This window comes from Exiguobacterium sp. s83 (assembly GCF_018617095.1).
In the GTDB taxonomy this organism is placed as follows: domain Bacteria; phylum Bacillota; class Bacilli; order Exiguobacteriales; family Exiguobacteriaceae; genus Exiguobacterium; species Exiguobacterium profundum.
Map to the genome: position 1 here is coordinate 1 of NZ_JACSJP010000004.1, position 15,184 is coordinate 15,184.

16 protein-coding genes are annotated in these 15,184 nt (G+C 47.3%); 8 read left to right on the top strand and 8 right to left on the bottom strand.

The genetic code is table 11. The annotated features are described in order from the left end of the window. Positions 1 to 298 precede the first annotated feature (298 nt). Both KNO73_RS12265 and KNO73_RS12270 read right to left on the bottom strand, forming a co-directional pair. Positions 299 to 1,471, bottom strand: coding sequence for a substrate-binding domain-containing protein (locus KNO73_RS12265; RefSeq protein WP_215112558.1), 1,173 nt, complete (start codon positions 1,469 to 1,471; stop codon positions 299 to 301). A 39-nt stretch (positions 1,472 to 1,510) separates the two neighbouring features. Continuing rightward, positions 1,511 to 2,452: a nucleotidyltransferase-like protein gene (locus KNO73_RS12270; RefSeq protein WP_240499787.1), complete on the bottom strand. Its 942-nt coding sequence runs from the start codon at positions 2,450 to 2,452 to the stop codon at positions 1,511 to 1,513. Between the two features lie 102 nt (positions 2,453 to 2,554). Between KNO73_RS12270 and KNO73_RS12275 the strand changes: the two genes are divergently transcribed. Beyond that, positions 2,555 to 2,914, top strand: a complete 360-nt coding sequence (locus tag KNO73_RS12275) for a YgzB family protein (RefSeq protein ID WP_031421140.1) — start codon at positions 2,555 to 2,557, stop codon at positions 2,912 to 2,914. A gap of 37 nt (positions 2,915 to 2,951) precedes the next feature. Here the strand turns inward: KNO73_RS12275 and perR are convergent, their stop codons facing one another. Beyond that, positions 2,952 to 3,383 carry a peroxide-responsive transcriptional repressor PerR gene (perR, locus tag KNO73_RS12280; RefSeq protein ID WP_031421138.1) on the bottom strand — a complete coding sequence of 144 codons (432 nt, stop codon included), beginning with the start codon at positions 3,381 to 3,383 and terminating at the stop codon, positions 2,952 to 2,954. A gap of 191 nt (positions 3,384 to 3,574) precedes the next feature. On the opposite strand from perR, the gene KNO73_RS12285 reads away from it, so the two are divergent. From KNO73_RS12285 to KNO73_RS12295, 3 genes are all read left to right on the top strand, one after another. Next, a complete protein-coding gene (locus tag KNO73_RS12285; RefSeq protein WP_215112559.1) occupies positions 3,575 to 4,873 on the top strand; it encodes a glutamate-1-semialdehyde 2,1-aminomutase in 1,299 nt (432 codons plus the stop codon). A gap of 117 nt (positions 4,874 to 4,990) precedes the next feature. Then, on the top strand, positions 4,991 to 6,223 hold the full coding sequence (locus tag KNO73_RS12290; RefSeq protein ID WP_215112560.1) for an MFS transporter: 1,233 nt from the start codon (positions 4,991 to 4,993) through the stop codon (positions 6,221 to 6,223). Between the two features lie 35 nt (positions 6,224 to 6,258). Further along, positions 6,259 to 6,672 carry a thiol-disulfide oxidoreductase DCC family protein gene (locus KNO73_RS12295; protein ID WP_078146393.1) on the top strand — a complete coding sequence of 138 codons (414 nt, stop codon included), beginning with the start codon at positions 6,259 to 6,261 and terminating at the stop codon, positions 6,670 to 6,672. Positions 6,673 to 6,706: 34 nt separating this feature from the next. On the opposite strand, the gene KNO73_RS12300 is transcribed toward KNO73_RS12295, so the two are convergent. The 4 genes from KNO73_RS12300 to mutY form a co-directional block, all read right to left on the bottom strand. Further along, on the bottom strand, positions 6,707 to 8,455 hold the full coding sequence (locus KNO73_RS12300; RefSeq protein WP_215112561.1) for an ABC transporter ATP-binding protein: 1,749 nt from the start codon (positions 8,453 to 8,455) through the stop codon (positions 6,707 to 6,709). Between the two features lie 39 nt (positions 8,456 to 8,494). Further along, positions 8,495 to 9,037 carry a nucleoside tri-diphosphate phosphatase gene (gene ntdP / locus KNO73_RS12305; protein WP_015880896.1) on the bottom strand — a complete coding sequence of 181 codons (543 nt, stop codon included), beginning with the start codon at positions 9,035 to 9,037 and terminating at the stop codon, positions 8,495 to 8,497. A gap of 89 nt (positions 9,038 to 9,126) precedes the next feature. Beyond that, the gene (locus KNO73_RS12310) at positions 9,127 to 9,552 is read right to left on the bottom strand and encodes a hypothetical protein (RefSeq protein ID WP_215112562.1); all 426 of its coding nucleotides are present in this window, start codon (positions 9,550 to 9,552) and stop codon (positions 9,127 to 9,129) included. Continuing rightward, positions 9,539 to 10,573 carry an A/G-specific adenine glycosylase gene (gene mutY / locus KNO73_RS12315; RefSeq protein ID WP_214685611.1) on the bottom strand — a complete coding sequence of 345 codons (1,035 nt, stop codon included), beginning with the start codon at positions 10,571 to 10,573 and terminating at the stop codon, positions 9,539 to 9,541. The genes KNO73_RS12310 and mutY overlap by 14 nt, the downstream gene beginning before the upstream one ends. Positions 10,574 to 10,661: 88 nt before the next feature. Here mutY and KNO73_RS12320 point away from each other — a divergent pair, with 88 nt between their 5' ends. Continuing rightward, the gene (locus tag KNO73_RS12320; protein WP_015880893.1) at positions 10,662 to 11,645 is read left to right on the top strand and encodes a metal-dependent hydrolase; all 984 of its coding nucleotides are present in this window, start codon (positions 10,662 to 10,664) and stop codon (positions 11,643 to 11,645) included. Between the two features lie 26 nt (positions 11,646 to 11,671). Here the strand turns inward: KNO73_RS12320 and KNO73_RS12325 are convergent, their stop codons facing one another. After that, on the bottom strand, positions 11,672 to 12,205 hold the full coding sequence (locus KNO73_RS12325) for a YceI family protein (RefSeq protein ID WP_015880892.1): 534 nt from the start codon (positions 12,203 to 12,205) through the stop codon (positions 11,672 to 11,674). 221 nt (positions 12,206 to 12,426) lie between these two features. On the opposite strand from KNO73_RS12325, the gene adh reads away from it, so the two are divergent. The 3 genes from adh to KNO73_RS12340 all read left to right on the top strand — a co-directional run bounded on the left by adh (position 12,427) and on the right by KNO73_RS12340 (position 15,156). After that, positions 12,427 to 13,947 (top strand): aldehyde dehydrogenase, encoded by a 1,521-nt coding sequence (adh, locus tag KNO73_RS12330; protein ID WP_078146389.1) that lies wholly within the window; start codon positions 12,427 to 12,429, stop codon positions 13,945 to 13,947. 1 nt (position 13,948) lies between these two features. Further along, entirely contained in the window at positions 13,949 to 14,311 is a 363-nt protein-coding gene (locus tag KNO73_RS12335; RefSeq protein WP_214685609.1) for a DUF779 domain-containing protein, read from the top strand. 119 nt (positions 14,312 to 14,430) lie between these two features. Next, complete coding sequence (locus KNO73_RS12340) at positions 14,431 to 15,156, top strand: nuclease-related domain-containing protein (RefSeq protein ID WP_078146388.1); 726 nt, start codon at positions 14,431 to 14,433, stop codon at positions 15,154 to 15,156. Positions 15,157 to 15,184: the final 28 nt, after the last annotated feature.

Consider the following 15,184-nt stretch of genomic DNA (forward strand, 5'->3'; position numbering starts at 1 on the left):
TGATATAGCTCTTAAATTGACGAAGCTTGCGCTTCATTCAAAAATGGTAAAACTTTTTTTGCCTCATCGTTCAGTTTTCAAAGTTCGTCTGTCGCTCTTGGCGACTTCATTAATCTATCACGTTTTGATTGTTTTCGTCAACAACTTTTTCACAAATTGTTTTTCTGAAATAATCTTTTGCTGTGACAACGTTTATAACTATAATCTCTATTTACCACTTCGTCAATACAAAAAACAATAAAATTAAAAAAGATTTACTTCCCGTCAACATGACGAGAAGTAAACCTTCTGTTTTGTATTAATCGAGACGAACATAGCCCGTCTTCTCCACTAACGTTTGCCCATCCTCGCTTTCGAGCCATTGAAGAAAATCTTCATATTGCTTTGCTTTCTCATCCGTAGTCACCGCGTAGAATTCAGACGTCAGTGGATACGATCCATCCTGAATCGTTTCAACGGTCGGCTCAATTCCTTCTATACGAAGTAACTTGATTTTATGGTCCTTCACCATTTCTGTCGCATAGTATCTAAATGAGAATCCAATCGCATTTTTATGGTTCCGATACGATGAAGTTTGTTGAATGATTCCACCCATCCCTTCAGGAACATCTTCTACCGGCGCCTTCATGAGCTTTTGTTCGCCCATCATCTTTTGTAACGCCGTTTGACTGCCACTATCCTCCGGTCGCTGAAAAGCACGAATGGATTCCGAGTCCCCTCCGACCTCTTCCCAATTCCGAATGTCTCCTGAATAAATTCCCCGAACTTGTTCCATCGTCAAAGAATCGACCGGGTTATCTTCATGGACGAAGAACACAAATGCTTCCCTTCCAATCGGCGTCATATGTAGAGAAACGTTTTTTTGTTTCGCAATCTTCAATTGACGGTCAGATGGACCAGCGACGAAAATCAAGTCGGTCTGATCGTTCATCAGTCGGCTATACGCTTCCGGTGTTGTCGTCGACACGACTTTACTCGTTTGATCATTATATGGATCATACGTTTCCGAGTCCGGATAGACTGCTTCCACGAATGAAGCGTACATCGGATAGAGCGCTGTCGCTCCATCTAATCGCGGCAAACCTTCCTCAAACTTCACCGAAGCCTCGTGATCGAGTCTCGCCAATTGTTCTGAATCCGTGAACGGCTGATAATCCATCAACTCCACACCGCGTTCCTCAATCTTCAAACTATCTTGATACATATAATATCCTTTCACAGAAGCGAAGAGGATAGCACCGACTAACGCACCCCAGCCGAGAACTTTTCGAATCTTTTGTTTTGAAAAGGACGAAAAATCATAGAGTCCCATACATATGATTAGTAGAACGGCCATATACCATATCGTCCAAATAATCGGTCGCCCAAGTGTGATGGGGTCTCCCATCGTAAAAAGGGCGACGAAGACAGAAATCACAATCGTGACAAATAAAATAAAGACGGTTCCCACGCTAAATTTCAATAGTTTCATATAACTGATTTTCTCCTCATTGTTCCTATGAAAGGGAAGTTAAGCAATCTCATAAAGCACTGCCTCTACCCCGACCCCTTTCGTCGGTCTCGTGACCGTTCGAACATATCCTTTTTTCACTAAAAAACCAATGATGCTTCCAAGGTCGACACGGAGCTCATTCAAATTCGGATGTTCCATCAATTCTGAGAACGTCCACGCTCCGCCTTTCTCCTGCATCGTCTGAAGTAATAACAACGTCCCCGGCAACACTTTCGATTGAATCAAATGTTCCATGCCAATGACGACAAGGTGGATGCGCTGTTCAAGCGATTCTTGTCCTCCGACCAATTCATCGTGCAGCTTATAAATCTCGAGGTCAATGGCTCGTACCTGTTCCCACAATACGATTTCCGGATGAATCCCCGCCTCAAGAATCGAGAGGCGTGCCAGGTGAGTGAGGGCATGATGAATCTGAGTGAAGGCGTCTTGGAACTCCCCTTCTAAAAATAGATAACGTCCGTCTTCAAACCGACGCAACAACTTTGCGAAAGAGATTGAGAGTTGTAAACGTTGTTCCCGATTCGTTAAATTACGGTTGCGCTGTCGTAACTCTAAAATGTACTCATTTCGTTCGAACAAGACGATTCCGTCTTCAATCCAATGAATGGCTCGCCGATTTTCATTCAAGACAATCCACCGATCCATCATCGAGTCACTGACTACGTGCAGGACAATTTTTTCTTGACCGACCTGATAGTGTTTCACCGTCCAAAACGGTTCTGGTTTTGCTTCAATCACAATGAGCAGGCGATCCGACTGATCCGTCAACGGATCACGTGCCCGTTTTTTCTTCACCTCAATAATACCGAGTGTCGTTTTTAATGCAGCATATTCTGAGTAAATGGTGCGAGTCGCATATTCCATCGTCATCTGGACCCCTTCTCTCCCAATCGCAAGTTGACTATATATATGACGATTGTCATTTTCGATACGAATCAAATTCGCCCTCTTTTCAAAAAACTCCTGCCGAAAAAGTGCAGGAACTTCTCACTCGTTTGAAGATGAGCTATGATAGAGACAGACTATTGGAGGGATTCACTCATGAAAAAACGGGGGAACAAAATCAACCGCGCACGTAATATAGCATTACTTCTTATCTTCGGCGGGATCGGTGTCATGTATCTCGGTCTTCTCGCAAAATCCATCACCTGGCTCATGATTATTTTCATGCTTCTTGGATTTGTCATGGTACTTGCGAGCTCTGCTCTTTACTTCATCGTCGGGATGGCCTCGACAAAAGCCATCATCGTGACTTGTCCGAACTGTGAAAAAGAGACGAAGATGCTCGGACGCGTCGACTTATGTATGCACTGCGACGAGCCGCTCACAATCGACCGTTCACTCGAAGGAAAAGAATTCGATGAGAAATATAACAAACGTCAGTCACAACAAACGGACTAACACAAAAAACCACATCCGAGCCGTCGGATGTGGTTTTTTAATGTGTTTGCGATTGTTCAGACTGACAAGACGGGCACGTTCCGTACACTTCAAGACGGTGACGATCAACTTTGAATCCAGTCAATTGTGATGCAACCGATTCGATTTCATCTAATACAGGATAGTTAAAGTCGACGACTTTTCCACACGTATCACAGATGATGTGATAGTGCTTCGACGTCACAAAGTCAAAACGACTCGAGGCGTCCCCATAGTTCATCTCTTGAACGAGGCCCACCTCTTTAAAAACGCGCAAGTTGTTATATACAGTGGCCACACTCATATTTGGAAACCGTGCGGCAAGTGCCTTATAAATGTCATCCGCTGTCGGGTGACTATGCTCCGTGACGAGGTACTCCAAAATGGCCTGGCGCTGAGGCGTCATTCTGACTCCATGTTCCCGGAGCGACTGAACAGCATGGTCAAGCATTTCGCTTCCCACGTCAATCCCTCATTTCTTCTATAAAATTCATGCGAAATAGTTTTGAACATTAACTTATTTCTTACATAGTAATCTTTATAAATAGTGTACTGATTTCTCAACTACTCGTCAAACACTGAGCTTATGCGGTTGACGGCTATGATACAATAAGTGCGAATTTGAATAAGGAGGCAATACATATGACTACTTCATCAAATCGTCAGTCATCCGATGCATTATACCAAGATGCACTCACTCACATCGTCGGAGGTGTCAACAGTCCATCCCGCTCATTTAAAGCAGTTGGTGGCGGCGCCCCTGTTTATATGGAACGCGGCGAAGGCGCCTATTTCTATGATGTAGACGGGAATCGCTACATCGATTATTTGGCGGCATATGGTCCAATCATTACCGGCCATGCCCATCCACACATTCATGAAGCGCTTATGAACGCTTCTTCAAAAGGTTTATTATACGGGACACCACACCGTCTCGAGGTTGAATTTGCGAAGAAACTAAAACAAGCCATCCCTTCGATGGATAAGGTACGATTCACCAACTCCGGAACAGAAGCCGTCATGACGACGGTACGAGTCGCCCGTGCTTACACTGGTCGTGAACTTGTTGTGAAATTCAGCGGTTGTTACCACGGACATTCGGATCTCATGCTGATTGCAGCAGGTAGTGGTCCAGCGACGCTCGGTTCTCCGGACTCTGCAGGTGTAACAAAAGCCACTGCCAAAGAAGTCATCACCGTCCCGTTCAACGACGTCGAAGCGTATCGCGAGATGATGAAAGAATGGGGAGACCAGGTCGCTTGTGTGCTCGTCGAACCGATTGTCGGGAACTTCGGAATCGTTGAACCGAAGCCAGGTTTCCTCCAAGCTGTCAACGACATCACACATGAACACGGCGCACTCGTCATCTATGATGAAGTCATCACGGCGTTCCGTTTCACATACGGAAGTGCCCAACAAGTGTATGGCATCGAACCAGATATGACGGCACTTGGTAAAATCATCGGTGGTGGTCTACCGATCGGCGCTTACGGCGGGAAGGCTGAAATCATGGAGACGGTCGCCCCACTCGGACCTGCATATCAAGCCGGCACGATGGCCGGTAACCCGGCCTCGATGGCGACAGGAATCGCTTGCCTGGAAGTGCTCGAGCAACCTGGTGTCTATGAGAAATTAGACACACTCGGTGCGAAACTGGAAGCCGGCATCCGCGAGGCGGCAGAAAAGCATGATGTCACGATCACGCTCAACCGCTTAAAAGGTGCCCTTACCGTTTACTTCACGGATGAAATCGTCACCGACTATGAAGGTGCGGAAAAGTCAGATGGTGAGAAGTTCGGACGCTTCTTCAAGTTGATGCTTGAGAATGGCGTGAACTTGGCTCCATCAAAATATGAAGCCTGGTTCTTGACGACAGAGCATACGGAACAAGATATCGAAGAGACAATCGAAGCGGTCAATCGCTCGTTTGCCCAATTGTAAGAAGGAGATGCGCAAGCATCTCTTTTTTCCGTCTAAAAGGGGACATCTTCAAAAAAAGTGTCTCTTTTTACTGAGTACCGTCCCCCATTACAGTAGAACCAAGGAGGTGCTCACCATATGAAATTTAATGATTTTCCATTAAATGTCCGCTTACGACTCGTTTGCGGATTTTGCATTCGAATCGTCGGATCAGCCATTTTCCCATTCATGGCACTCTATTTCTCAGAAGAGTTGGGGAAAGTGCCAGCCGGTATCATCATGACCTCATTCGTTATCGTCGGTTACTTGACCGGTCTATTCGGTGGATACTTTTCCGATCGGTTCAATCGGAAGGTTGTCTTACAGATTGGTCAGGTGATTCAAATCATCTGTTTTCTTGGGATGACCATCGCGATTCACCCATCGAATAACTGGGCACTCATCGTTGCCATCCTCTACTTCGGACATGCCATTTCGAACGGATTGAACTATCCAGCTCTCGAGGCGATTGTCATCGATTCTATGGAAGAATCAAATCGAAAAGCCATCTACGTGTATGACTACTGGCTCGTCAATTTAGCGATTGCCGGAGGCGTCATGCTCGGCGGCGCCTTTTATCGCGACCATCGTTTCGCTCTCTTTATCGGTATGACGGTCATTCTCACTGTGACCACAATCATTCTTCAACGTTTCTTGGTCGACACATATACTGGCAACCGCTCAACACCGTCAAACCCGATTCATGGTGTCATCGAAAACTATAAAATCGCGTTACGCGACCGCCGATGGGTCACATTCGTATTTGGAAGTATGCTCGTCTTTTCGACCGAGTTTCATATGGCGAACTATATCGGTGTTCATTTAGCAGAGTCATTCGAAAGTCGTCAAATTCTCGGAATACCTGTTGATGGGGTTCGCATGATGGCGTTTATGCAACTAGAGAATACCTTGCTCGTCGTCGCCATCACGTTTGCGGTTACTGCGTTCGTCAAACGTTTCAAAGAGAAGACCATATTTTTCATTGGTTTATCGTTATATATCACAGCATACGCCGCCATTACCTCGATGAACTCCTTTATCGTCCTGACCGTACTCGCGATTATCTTCACAATTGGCGAACTCCTCTACTCGCCGATTCGACAAGTGAAACAGGTTGACCTCCTCGACCCTGAACGCCGTGCCTCTTATCTTGCATTCGGCGGCCTCACGTTCCACGGAGCCAAATTGGTTGCCGCGGCAGGCATTGTCGTCGGCGCGTTCATCGGTCCGGTCTTGATGAGCGGTTACATGTTCGTCTTCGGTGCCCTCGGTGCTTACTTGTATTATGTATCGCTCTATAAGATGCAACCTGCTCGCCAACTCGCTGCTTGACGTTTAACATGAAGACAAAACGGTAAAACAGTACGATGAAGGAGGCGAAGTACTTGCCTGCGATTGTTTTATTTGATGGCGATTGCAACTTCTGTGATGCCAGTGTTCAGTTCATCATTCGTCATGATCGACACGCCTCGATTCACTTTGCTTCGCTCCAAAGCGAGGTCGGTCAGTCGCTCCGAACACGACACCGGATCCCGGAATCAGTCGACAGCATCGTCTATATTGAGGAAGGGGTTCCTTACTTAAAATCAGACGCTGCGATTCGAATTGCCGAACACCTTGATGGCCGTTGGCGCCTGCTTCGACTCATTCGTTTCATACCTAGACCGATTCGTGATCATGGATATGCGTTATTCGCCAAACATCGGACACGTCTATTTGGGAAAAAGGAAGTGTGCACACTCCCTTCCCCGGATGTTCGTAAACGATTTTTAGACCGCTAAAAAAGTCGAGCCATTAATGGACTCGACTTTTTTATTATTCGACTACGGCTAAATCTTGAATCATATATAGGTCGTAATACGCCCCGCGACGACGCATCAACTCTTCATGCGTTCCCGTCTCCATGATTTGACCGTTATCCACGACGACGATTTGATCGGCGTCCGTAATGGTCGACAAGCGGTGGGCAACGATTAACGTCGTCCGTCCTTTCGTCAGACGGGCCAGCGAGTCTTGAATCATCGCTTCACTTTCTAAATCAAGCGCACTCGTCGCCTCGTCTAAAATCAAGATCGGTGGATTCTTCAAGAAGACACGTGCAATCGCAAGCCGCTGCTTCTGTCCACCAGACAGTTTGACACCTTTCTCCCCGACCGGTGTCGCATATCCGTCCTGTAGTTTCGAGATGAACTCATGGGCGTTCGCTGCCTTGGCCGCCGCGATGACTTCCTCATCCGTCGCATCCGGTTTCCCCATCCGAATATTCATGGCGACCGATTCGCTGAAGAGGACCGAATCCTGCATGACCATCCCAATCTGGTCGCGAAGTGCACGTAATTTGAAATCACGCACATCGATGGCGTCGATTTTGATGCTTCCATCCGTCACGTCATAGAAACGCGGAATCAAACTGACGAGTGTCGATTTCCCTCCACCGGACATTCCGACAAACGCCACGCGTTCCCCGGAGCGGATTTGAAGGTTCACATCGTTCAACGCTCGTGTCCCGTCCTGTTCATACGAAAAACTCACATGCTCAAGGTCGATTTTACCCGCTGTCGACAACGGGACGAACCCGTTCGGTTTCTCCTCGATATCATATGTCTCATCCAAGAACTCAAAGACACGGTCCATCGAAGCGACCGACTGCGTGAGTGTCGTCGCCGAGTTGACGAGACGACCGAGCGGCGCATAGAGTCGGTCGATATACGCGATGAACGCGACAAGCGTCCCGAGCGATACCGCTTCTTGAATGACGAGCCACGATGCCGTCGTGAAGATGAGGATTGGCGCGATGTCAGTGATGGTCGATACGACGACATACGTCTTGGCGTTCCAACTCGTATGTTTGAGTGCCGCGTTCAAGAAGCCACCGTTCTGTTGTTCAAATGCCTTATTCTCATATGGCTCTAGCGCAAAACTCCGAATGACCGCCATCCCGTTGACGCGCTCTGTCAAATGCCCTTGTAGGTCAGCGAGTGCCGCCGACCGTTCACGCGTCAAACGACGCAACCGTCCATAGAAATAGCGGACTGCGATCGCATAAAACGGAAGTGGTAAAATCGCAATCAGCGTGAGTTGCGGGTCAATCGTATACATGATCCCGATGGCGATAAGGATGGTGATCATGTCGAGCCAAATATTCATCAGCCCGGTGATGACGAAGTCTTTCGTCTGTTCGACGTCGTTGATAATCCGTGAAATGATTTGTCCCGTCTTATTGTTTGAATAATAGCGGAGTGACAACTTCTGGACGTGGTCGAATAACCGGTTCCGCACATCGAACAAGACACGCGTCGCGGCCCACTGCGCCAAATATTGACGCAAATACTCGATTGGCGGCTTGAGGACCAGGAAGACGAAGAAAACGATGCTGAATAACCAGACGAGCGTCGTGTAGTCCTGCTTCGGCGCATCATCCGTCAAATAGTTATCGATGACATATCTATAAAGTAACGGTAATCCGAGCGGGATAGAAAACTTTAAAATCCCGACGAAAATGGTGAGGGCAATCTGTTTCTTATACGGACGAACAAACTGCAAATAACGTTTAATACTACCCATAATGCCTCCTGACTTAAGAAAAAAAGCGGAGATGAGGAATCATCTCCGATAACGTGCTTCGTATTCGCGATACCATTCATCGACGAATGTTGGGTTGAACGGCCCTTTCCGTCCTCGAATCCAGTTGATCAGTTCTTGCACGTTCTGCTTCAAGATTCGATCAATCGCTTTCGGATAATTCATCTCGCGACGATGCCGCTCATATTCATCTTCATCTAAAATCGTATACGACATATCCGGGAACACCTTGATGTCCAAATCGTAATCGATGTATTTGATGGCACGTTCATCCCCATCAAATGTAGTCGGCGAACCTAGATTACAGTAGTAGTAAATCCCGTCTTCGCGAATCATACAGATGACATTGAACCAATACTCAGATGAAAAGTAGCAAATTGCCGGCTCTCGCGTTCTCCATTGCCGACCGTCTGACTCGCTGACCATGATGCGGTCATTGAATCCGATCATATCCGTTTTTGACGACTGAAGGACGAGCGTTTCTTCCCAAACGCGATGCAAAGTTCCGTTGTGCTTGTAGCTCTGTATCTCGATTTTGCTACCTGCTTTGGGAAATAAGCTCATAAGCTCCTCCTTTCCGCTATGATGCTATACAATTCTCATATTTAATTATAGCGACTTTCAGAACCAATGAAAAAGGAAATCTCTTATTTTCATGAATTTAGTGTTTTTTGGAAGGCCCGCGCCCGTTCTTGGAACATCGGCCGAAGCACGAAATACTCGACGAGTATGTTCGGAACATAGCTATCGAACGTTACTTCATCGATCATGACCGCCTTACCATCACGCGACTCAACCCGATGCACGTGTGTGAACCGCTTGAACGGAAACGGTAACGTCTTTCCTTGATCGCAGAATGCCTGGTTCCCCACAACGGTGATGGCACTGGTCCATGGCAGTTCCACCGGACCGACCCCAACGAACAACTTCACTTCATTCCCTTCGACCGAGGCGCCGTCCCCCTCTAAGCGTACTTTAGGAATCTTTGTCAGCTTCGTCAAAAGCGAGGCATCCTGTAACAAATCCCAAAGCACATCTACCGTCGTATCATATGTCGACTCTACCTCAAATCGTCTCACGTTCGTCACCTACCAATCGTTCTAATTTTTGTTGAGCAACAGAAACCGTCTTCACCTCGCGTTCCGAAGCGTCTAGCCAGACGACGTCATCCGTCGGAAGCGTATCGACACGATATAAATCGATATACCAAACGATATGAGAGAAGACATGCTTCACTTGCCCGAGATACGTTCCGTTAAGTTGTTCCCCCGTTCCTCGATCCATAAGCGGATATTGCCACATCCCAGCGAGCAACCCTTTGTCCGGTCGTTGTTCATATGCGATTTTTCCGTCTCTCTCGATGCATAGCGCGTCATACATTTCGACACGTGCTGCTCCCTTCTTCGTTTTGACCGGTAGCTCATCTTGTACATGATGCGCATATGCATAACAAGTGTCTTGCACGGGACAGAGCGAGCACATCGGATTTTTCGGTGTGCAGACCGTAGCACCCAACTCCATCACTCCCTCGTTAAAATCGGATGCGTGAGTCGGGTCCATCAATCGACGAACGACTTGTTCGAAGATTTTGCGTGTCTTCGGCAGTGCGATGTCGTCATAGATTCCGAATTGACGGGACATCACGCGCATGACGTTTCCATCCACAGCCGGCTCCGGTTGATTGTAGGCAATCGACAGTACGGCTCCCGTCGTATACGGTCCGACCCCTTTTAGTTTCTCGAAACGTTCTTTCTCCTCCGGGACGATTCCCTCGTAAACAGAAGCGACTTCTTTGACCGCTTCATGTAAGTTCCGGACGCGAGAGTAGTACCCGAGCCCTTCCCAATACTTTACGACCTCATCCGTGTCAGCAGCTGCGAGATCTTCGAGCGTCGGAAAGCGTTCCATGAACCGGTTGTAATATGGGATGACCGTATCGACTCGTGTCTGTTGCAACATCACTTCACTCACCCACACGCGATAAGGATTTTTCGCATGACGCCAAGGTAAATCACGCTTTTCGCGATTGAACCAGGTGACGAGTTCCTCATTAAAATGATGAATATTATAATTTGTGAACAATTTATCAAGATTAAGCATTGTGTTTCCCCTCGTTTTAAAAATATTGTATGATAAATAGGAATAGATGACGTAATTCTTTCATTATTGATGGAGGTGCTGACGCACATTGGATACTGCGACACACATTGGTATGGGACTTGGATTAAGTGCCATCGCGACGCTCAGCCCGGAAGTGTCAGGTGATGCACAACTGTTTTTAGCCATGACAGCCACGGCTCTCGTCGGCTCACATGCACCAGACTTCGACACCGTCTTTAAGTTAAAAGGAAATAGTACGTATTTACGCCAACATCGTGGTCGTTCACATGGAATCACCGCGCTTCTTGCTTGGCCAATCATCGTCAGCGCCGTCATCGGGACGGTCCTCGGCGTCAATCCTGCCTCTCTATGGGTCATGGCACAAATCGCCGTGTTGCTCCATGTCACGGTCGACTTGTTCAATGCCTACGGGACGCAAGCGCTACAACCTTTTTCGAAAAAATGGATCGGCTGGGGCGTGATCGGGACGTTTGATCCGTACTTGTTCTCCGCTTATTACGGTGCATATGCATTATGGATGATAACGGGTGCGACTGTCCCTATTTTTGCACTGCTTATTGCGCTTGTCATCAGTTACTATGCCATTCAGTTTAAATTACGTAACCGTGCGCTCGCTACCGTGGCGAGACACTTTGCAGGGGCACATGAATTGTTCATCTCACCAGGAATCGGTTGGGATGACTGGCATGTCGCCGTCCGTTTCCGCGATGGGCTCGGAGCTGTAAAAGTGAAAAAAGGCAAAGTCATCGAATGCGGTCGCTTCCGCGACAAACCGATGCCAGGAGAAGAAGACCTCCATTTCGTAGAGGCTCGGAAAAATGCTGACTTACAGGCGTTCCTCGAATTTTCTAAAATTCACACGTACACCGTGACACGCCATAACGGGATGATCGAATACCGCTTCACAAACTTGCGTTATTTCTCTAAAAACATGTATCCGTTTGTTGCCGTCGTTATCGTCGACGAGCAGACGAATGACGTGTTGTCATCGTTTACAGGTTGGGTGTTTAGTGAAGACAGCCTTCAGAAAAAATTGGTATACGAACAATAAAAAGTCGCTCAGATGAGCGACTTTTCTTATGCTTCCGATTCAGTGAATTGGAGCTCGAACTCGAATTTGACTTTCTTATCGACGAGGACACCACCCGCCTCAAGCGCTTGGTTCCACGTTAATCCATAGTCCTCACGGTTGAGCGACCCTTCTCCGGAGAAGGCGTGTTTCGTATTGCCCCATGGGTCTTTTGCGCTTCCCTCATACTCCACTTCAAACGTCTCTTCCCGAGTCGTTCCTCGAATCGTTAAATCCCCTGTCAATTCGAATTCTCCGCCTCCTTTTGAACGGAAAGAAGTTGAATGAAAGACGAGATGCGGATGTTCCTCGGCATTGAAGAAATCGCCTGAACGGAGGTGATTATCCCGATCCGTGTTGTTGGTGTCGATCGATGCTGCCTGAATCGTCACTTTCACACTCGCATTCGCTAAATCGCTCGGCTCACCGTTCGCCTTAATATCAAATTCTTTGAACTCGCCCTTCACCTTGGAAATCATCATGTGTTTGACCGTGAACGTGATCGAACTATGCGCCGGGTCAATCTGATATGTCTTAGCCATCGTGACTCACTCCTTATGGATGAATTAATGTGTACAATCTAGTCATTTCCACAAATCTTGAGTTCAAAACGTCTTTACAAAAGATTGACAAATTATTGTCAAAAAATTTTGACTTTTATCACATCATACCGTTACGATCAAAAAAAGGGAGTCGTTCGCTTACTGCTAAATGTAAGCGCATACATAACTCCTTTATCTCGTATGAAAAGGGAGGAACGATCATGATTTATGAAGTACCGAACTCAGCAGGAACGAAAGTACAGTTTAAGGACCGTTATGAGAACTACATTAACGGAAAGTGGACCGCACCGGCTGGTGGAGAATACTTTGAAAACACATCTCCTGTAAATGGGAAAGTATTATGTGAAGTCGCCCGCTCAACGAAAGAGGATATTGAACTTGCTTTGGATGCCGCTCATGCAGCCAAAGACGATTGGGGCAAAACGTCTGTCACGGAACGTTCTGTCATCTTGAATAAAATTGCAGACCGCATGGAAGAGAACCTCGAAATGCTCGCCTACGCGGAAACATGGGAAAATGGGAAGGCCGTTCGGGAAACGCTCAACGCTGACCTTCCGCTCGCCATCGACCACTTCCGTTACTTCGCAGGGGTCATCCGCTCACAAGAAGGTGGCATCAGTGAACTCGACCATGATACGGTCGCCTATCATTTCCATGAGCCGCTCGGTGTCGTCGCTCAAATCATTCCGTGGAACTTCCCGATTTTGATGGCGGTGTGGAAACTCGCGCCGGCACTCGCTGCCGGAAACTGTGTCGTCTTAAAACCGGCAGAACAAACCCCTTCTTCAATCATGGTTCTCATGGAACTCATCGAAGATTTATTACCACCTGGTGTCATCAATATCGTGAACGGTTTCGGTCTCGAAGCAGGAAAACCGCTCGCATCGAGTGACCGTGTCGATAAAGTCGCCTTCACGGGTGAGACGACAACGGGTCGCCTCATTATGCAATACGCTTCTCAAAACATCATCCCTGTCACGCTTGAGCTTGGTGGAAAGTCACCAAACATCTTCTTTGCCGACATCATGGACGCGGATGACGATTTCTTTGATAAAGCGATTGAAGGTCTCGTCATGTTCGCCTTGAACCAAGGGGAAGTCTGTACGTGCCCATCTCGCGCCTTGATTCAAGAGTCGATTTATGACAAGTTCATGGAACGCGTGCTAGAACGCGTCAAAGCAATCAAGCTCGGCAACCCACTCGATGCCGATGTCATGATGGGTGCACAAGCGTCGAACGAACAGATGGAGAAAATCCTGTCTTATCTCCAAATCGGGAAAGACGAGGGCGCAGAATGCCTAATCGGTGGAGAGCGCAACATGATGGACGGAGAGCTCGCGGATGGGTATTACATTCAACCGACGATCTTCAAAGGCCATAACAAGATGCGAATCTTCCAAGAAGAGATTTTTGGACCGGTCTTATCCGTCACGACGTTCAAAGACGATGCGGAGGCACTCGCCATCGCGAACGATACGCTTTACGGACTCGGGGCAGGCGTGTGGACACGAGACATGAACCGTGCATATCGCTTCGGTCGTGAAATTCAAGCAGGACGTGTCTGGATCAACTGTTACCACTCCTATCCGGCACATGCTGCATTCGGTGGTTACAAAATGTCTGGGATTGGACGTGAGAACCATAAGATGATGCTCGGTCACTATCAGCGTACGAAAAACATGCTCGTCAGCTACAGCGAACAAAAACTCGGGTTCTTCTAAGATGGTGAGACGAGTCGAGGCCACCCCCGCCGCGCTCGAACTCATCGAACGTCTCAAATCGAAACACGGTCCCCTCCTCTTTCATCAGTCAGGAGGATGTTGTGACGGGAGTTCTCCCATGTGTTTCCCACGTGACGAGTTCATGGTGGGCGACCACGACGTTCTTCTCGGTGAAATCGGCGAGACGCCCTTCTATATCCATGAGAAACAGTATGATTATTGGAAACATACACAACTAATCATCGATGTGGTCGATGGTCGGGGTGGTATGTTTTCACTCGAAGGTGTCGAAGGGAAACGATTTTTAGGACGTTCTCGAGTCTTTACAAAAGAAGAGCGTGAGGCGCTGAAGCATGAAACCTAAGCAAAAGGACCCATTTCGATGGGTCCTTTATGATGTAGAAAACGATTATCCTCGATTGTAAAAAATATACATATGAATCATCTCGCTTCTTGTATAGTGGATACAAAGGGAGGGATTTGATGGCTTCACTACTAACAGAATTGTTCGAAGGTATTTTCGTCACCTTGATCAGCATATTCGCACCCATATTTCTCGTCCTCACACTCATCATCATCTATAAGGTCAAACGTTATCAAAACAGTCAATATTCTCAACAAACTCGACATTCTTACTTCAAAGTGGTTCAAGACACCGGTCTATTCGGAGAGTATCTATGTGTGGCGGAGATTGAGTCAAAGTTCTTTCAACCGTTGATTTTGACAAACCTGTATCTCCCCCATCCTTCTAAAAAAGATCGAACCACTGAGATCGATGTCATTCTGATCAACCAATCCGGGGTACATGTCATCGAATCTAAAAACTATAGCGGTTGGATATTCGGTCGGGCACGTGACCGATACTGGACACAGACACTCCCCCGCCGTAAAAAGCATCGTTTCTTCAATCCGATCAAACAAAATGAATTACATCTCAAAGCCATCGAGCAAGTGCTTGGAGTGGACCGAACCCATCTCCACTCATGGATTGTATTCAGCAATCGTTCGACGCTCAAACAAATCGAATCTGCCGAGGTCCCTGTGCTCAATCGCCAACAGTGGATCAAAGAGCTGATCACCTACCAAGATTTTATTTTCGATCTCGATGAGCAAGTCCGCCTGTACGAAATCTTACACTCCTTCACACAAGTCGACACGACTGTCACCTTGAAACATATCGAAGACATCAAATCGACAATCAAGCAGTAAACAAACATCCCCGTACTCAGATGAGCGC

What these genes read in the sequence shown, in the direction of transcription:
- KNO73_RS12265 (WP_215112558.1), bottom strand. Translation starts at nt 1,471, where the DNA reads ATGAAACTATTGAAATTTAGCGTGGGAACCGTCTTTATTTTATTTGTC.
- KNO73_RS12275 (WP_031421140.1), top strand. Translation starts at nt 2,555, where the DNA reads ATGAAAAAACGGGGGAACAAAATCAACCGCGCACGTAATATAGCATTA.
- perR (WP_031421138.1), bottom strand. Translation starts at nt 3,383, where the DNA reads ATGCTTGACCATGCTGTTCAGTCGCTCCGGGAACATGGAGTCAGAATG.
- KNO73_RS12285 (WP_215112559.1), top strand. Translation starts at nt 3,575, where the DNA reads ATGACTACTTCATCAAATCGTCAGTCATCCGATGCATTATACCAAGAT.
- KNO73_RS12290 (WP_215112560.1), top strand. Translation starts at nt 4,991, where the DNA reads ATGAAATTTAATGATTTTCCATTAAATGTCCGCTTACGACTCGTTTGC.
- KNO73_RS12295 (WP_078146393.1), top strand. Translation starts at nt 6,259, where the DNA reads ATGAAGGAGGCGAAGTACTTGCCTGCGATTGTTTTATTTGATGGCGAT.
- KNO73_RS12300 (WP_215112561.1), bottom strand. Translation starts at nt 8,455, where the DNA reads ATGGGTAGTATTAAACGTTATTTGCAGTTTGTTCGTCCGTATAAGAAA.
- ntdP (WP_015880896.1), bottom strand. Translation starts at nt 9,037, where the DNA reads ATGAGCTTATTTCCCAAAGCAGGTAGCAAAATCGAGATACAGAGCTAC.
- mutY (WP_214685611.1), bottom strand. Translation starts at nt 10,573, where the DNA reads ATGCTTAATCTTGATAAATTGTTCACAAATTATAATATTCATCATTTT.
- KNO73_RS12325 (WP_015880892.1), bottom strand. Translation starts at nt 12,205, where the DNA reads ATGGCTAAGACATATCAGATTGACCCGGCGCATAGTTCGATCACGTTC.
- adh (WP_078146389.1), top strand. Translation starts at nt 12,427, where the DNA reads ATGATTTATGAAGTACCGAACTCAGCAGGAACGAAAGTACAGTTTAAG.
- KNO73_RS12335 (WP_214685609.1), top strand. Translation starts at nt 13,949, where the DNA reads ATGGTGAGACGAGTCGAGGCCACCCCCGCCGCGCTCGAACTCATCGAA.
- KNO73_RS12340 (WP_078146388.1), top strand. Translation starts at nt 14,431, where the DNA reads ATGGCTTCACTACTAACAGAATTGTTCGAAGGTATTTTCGTCACCTTG.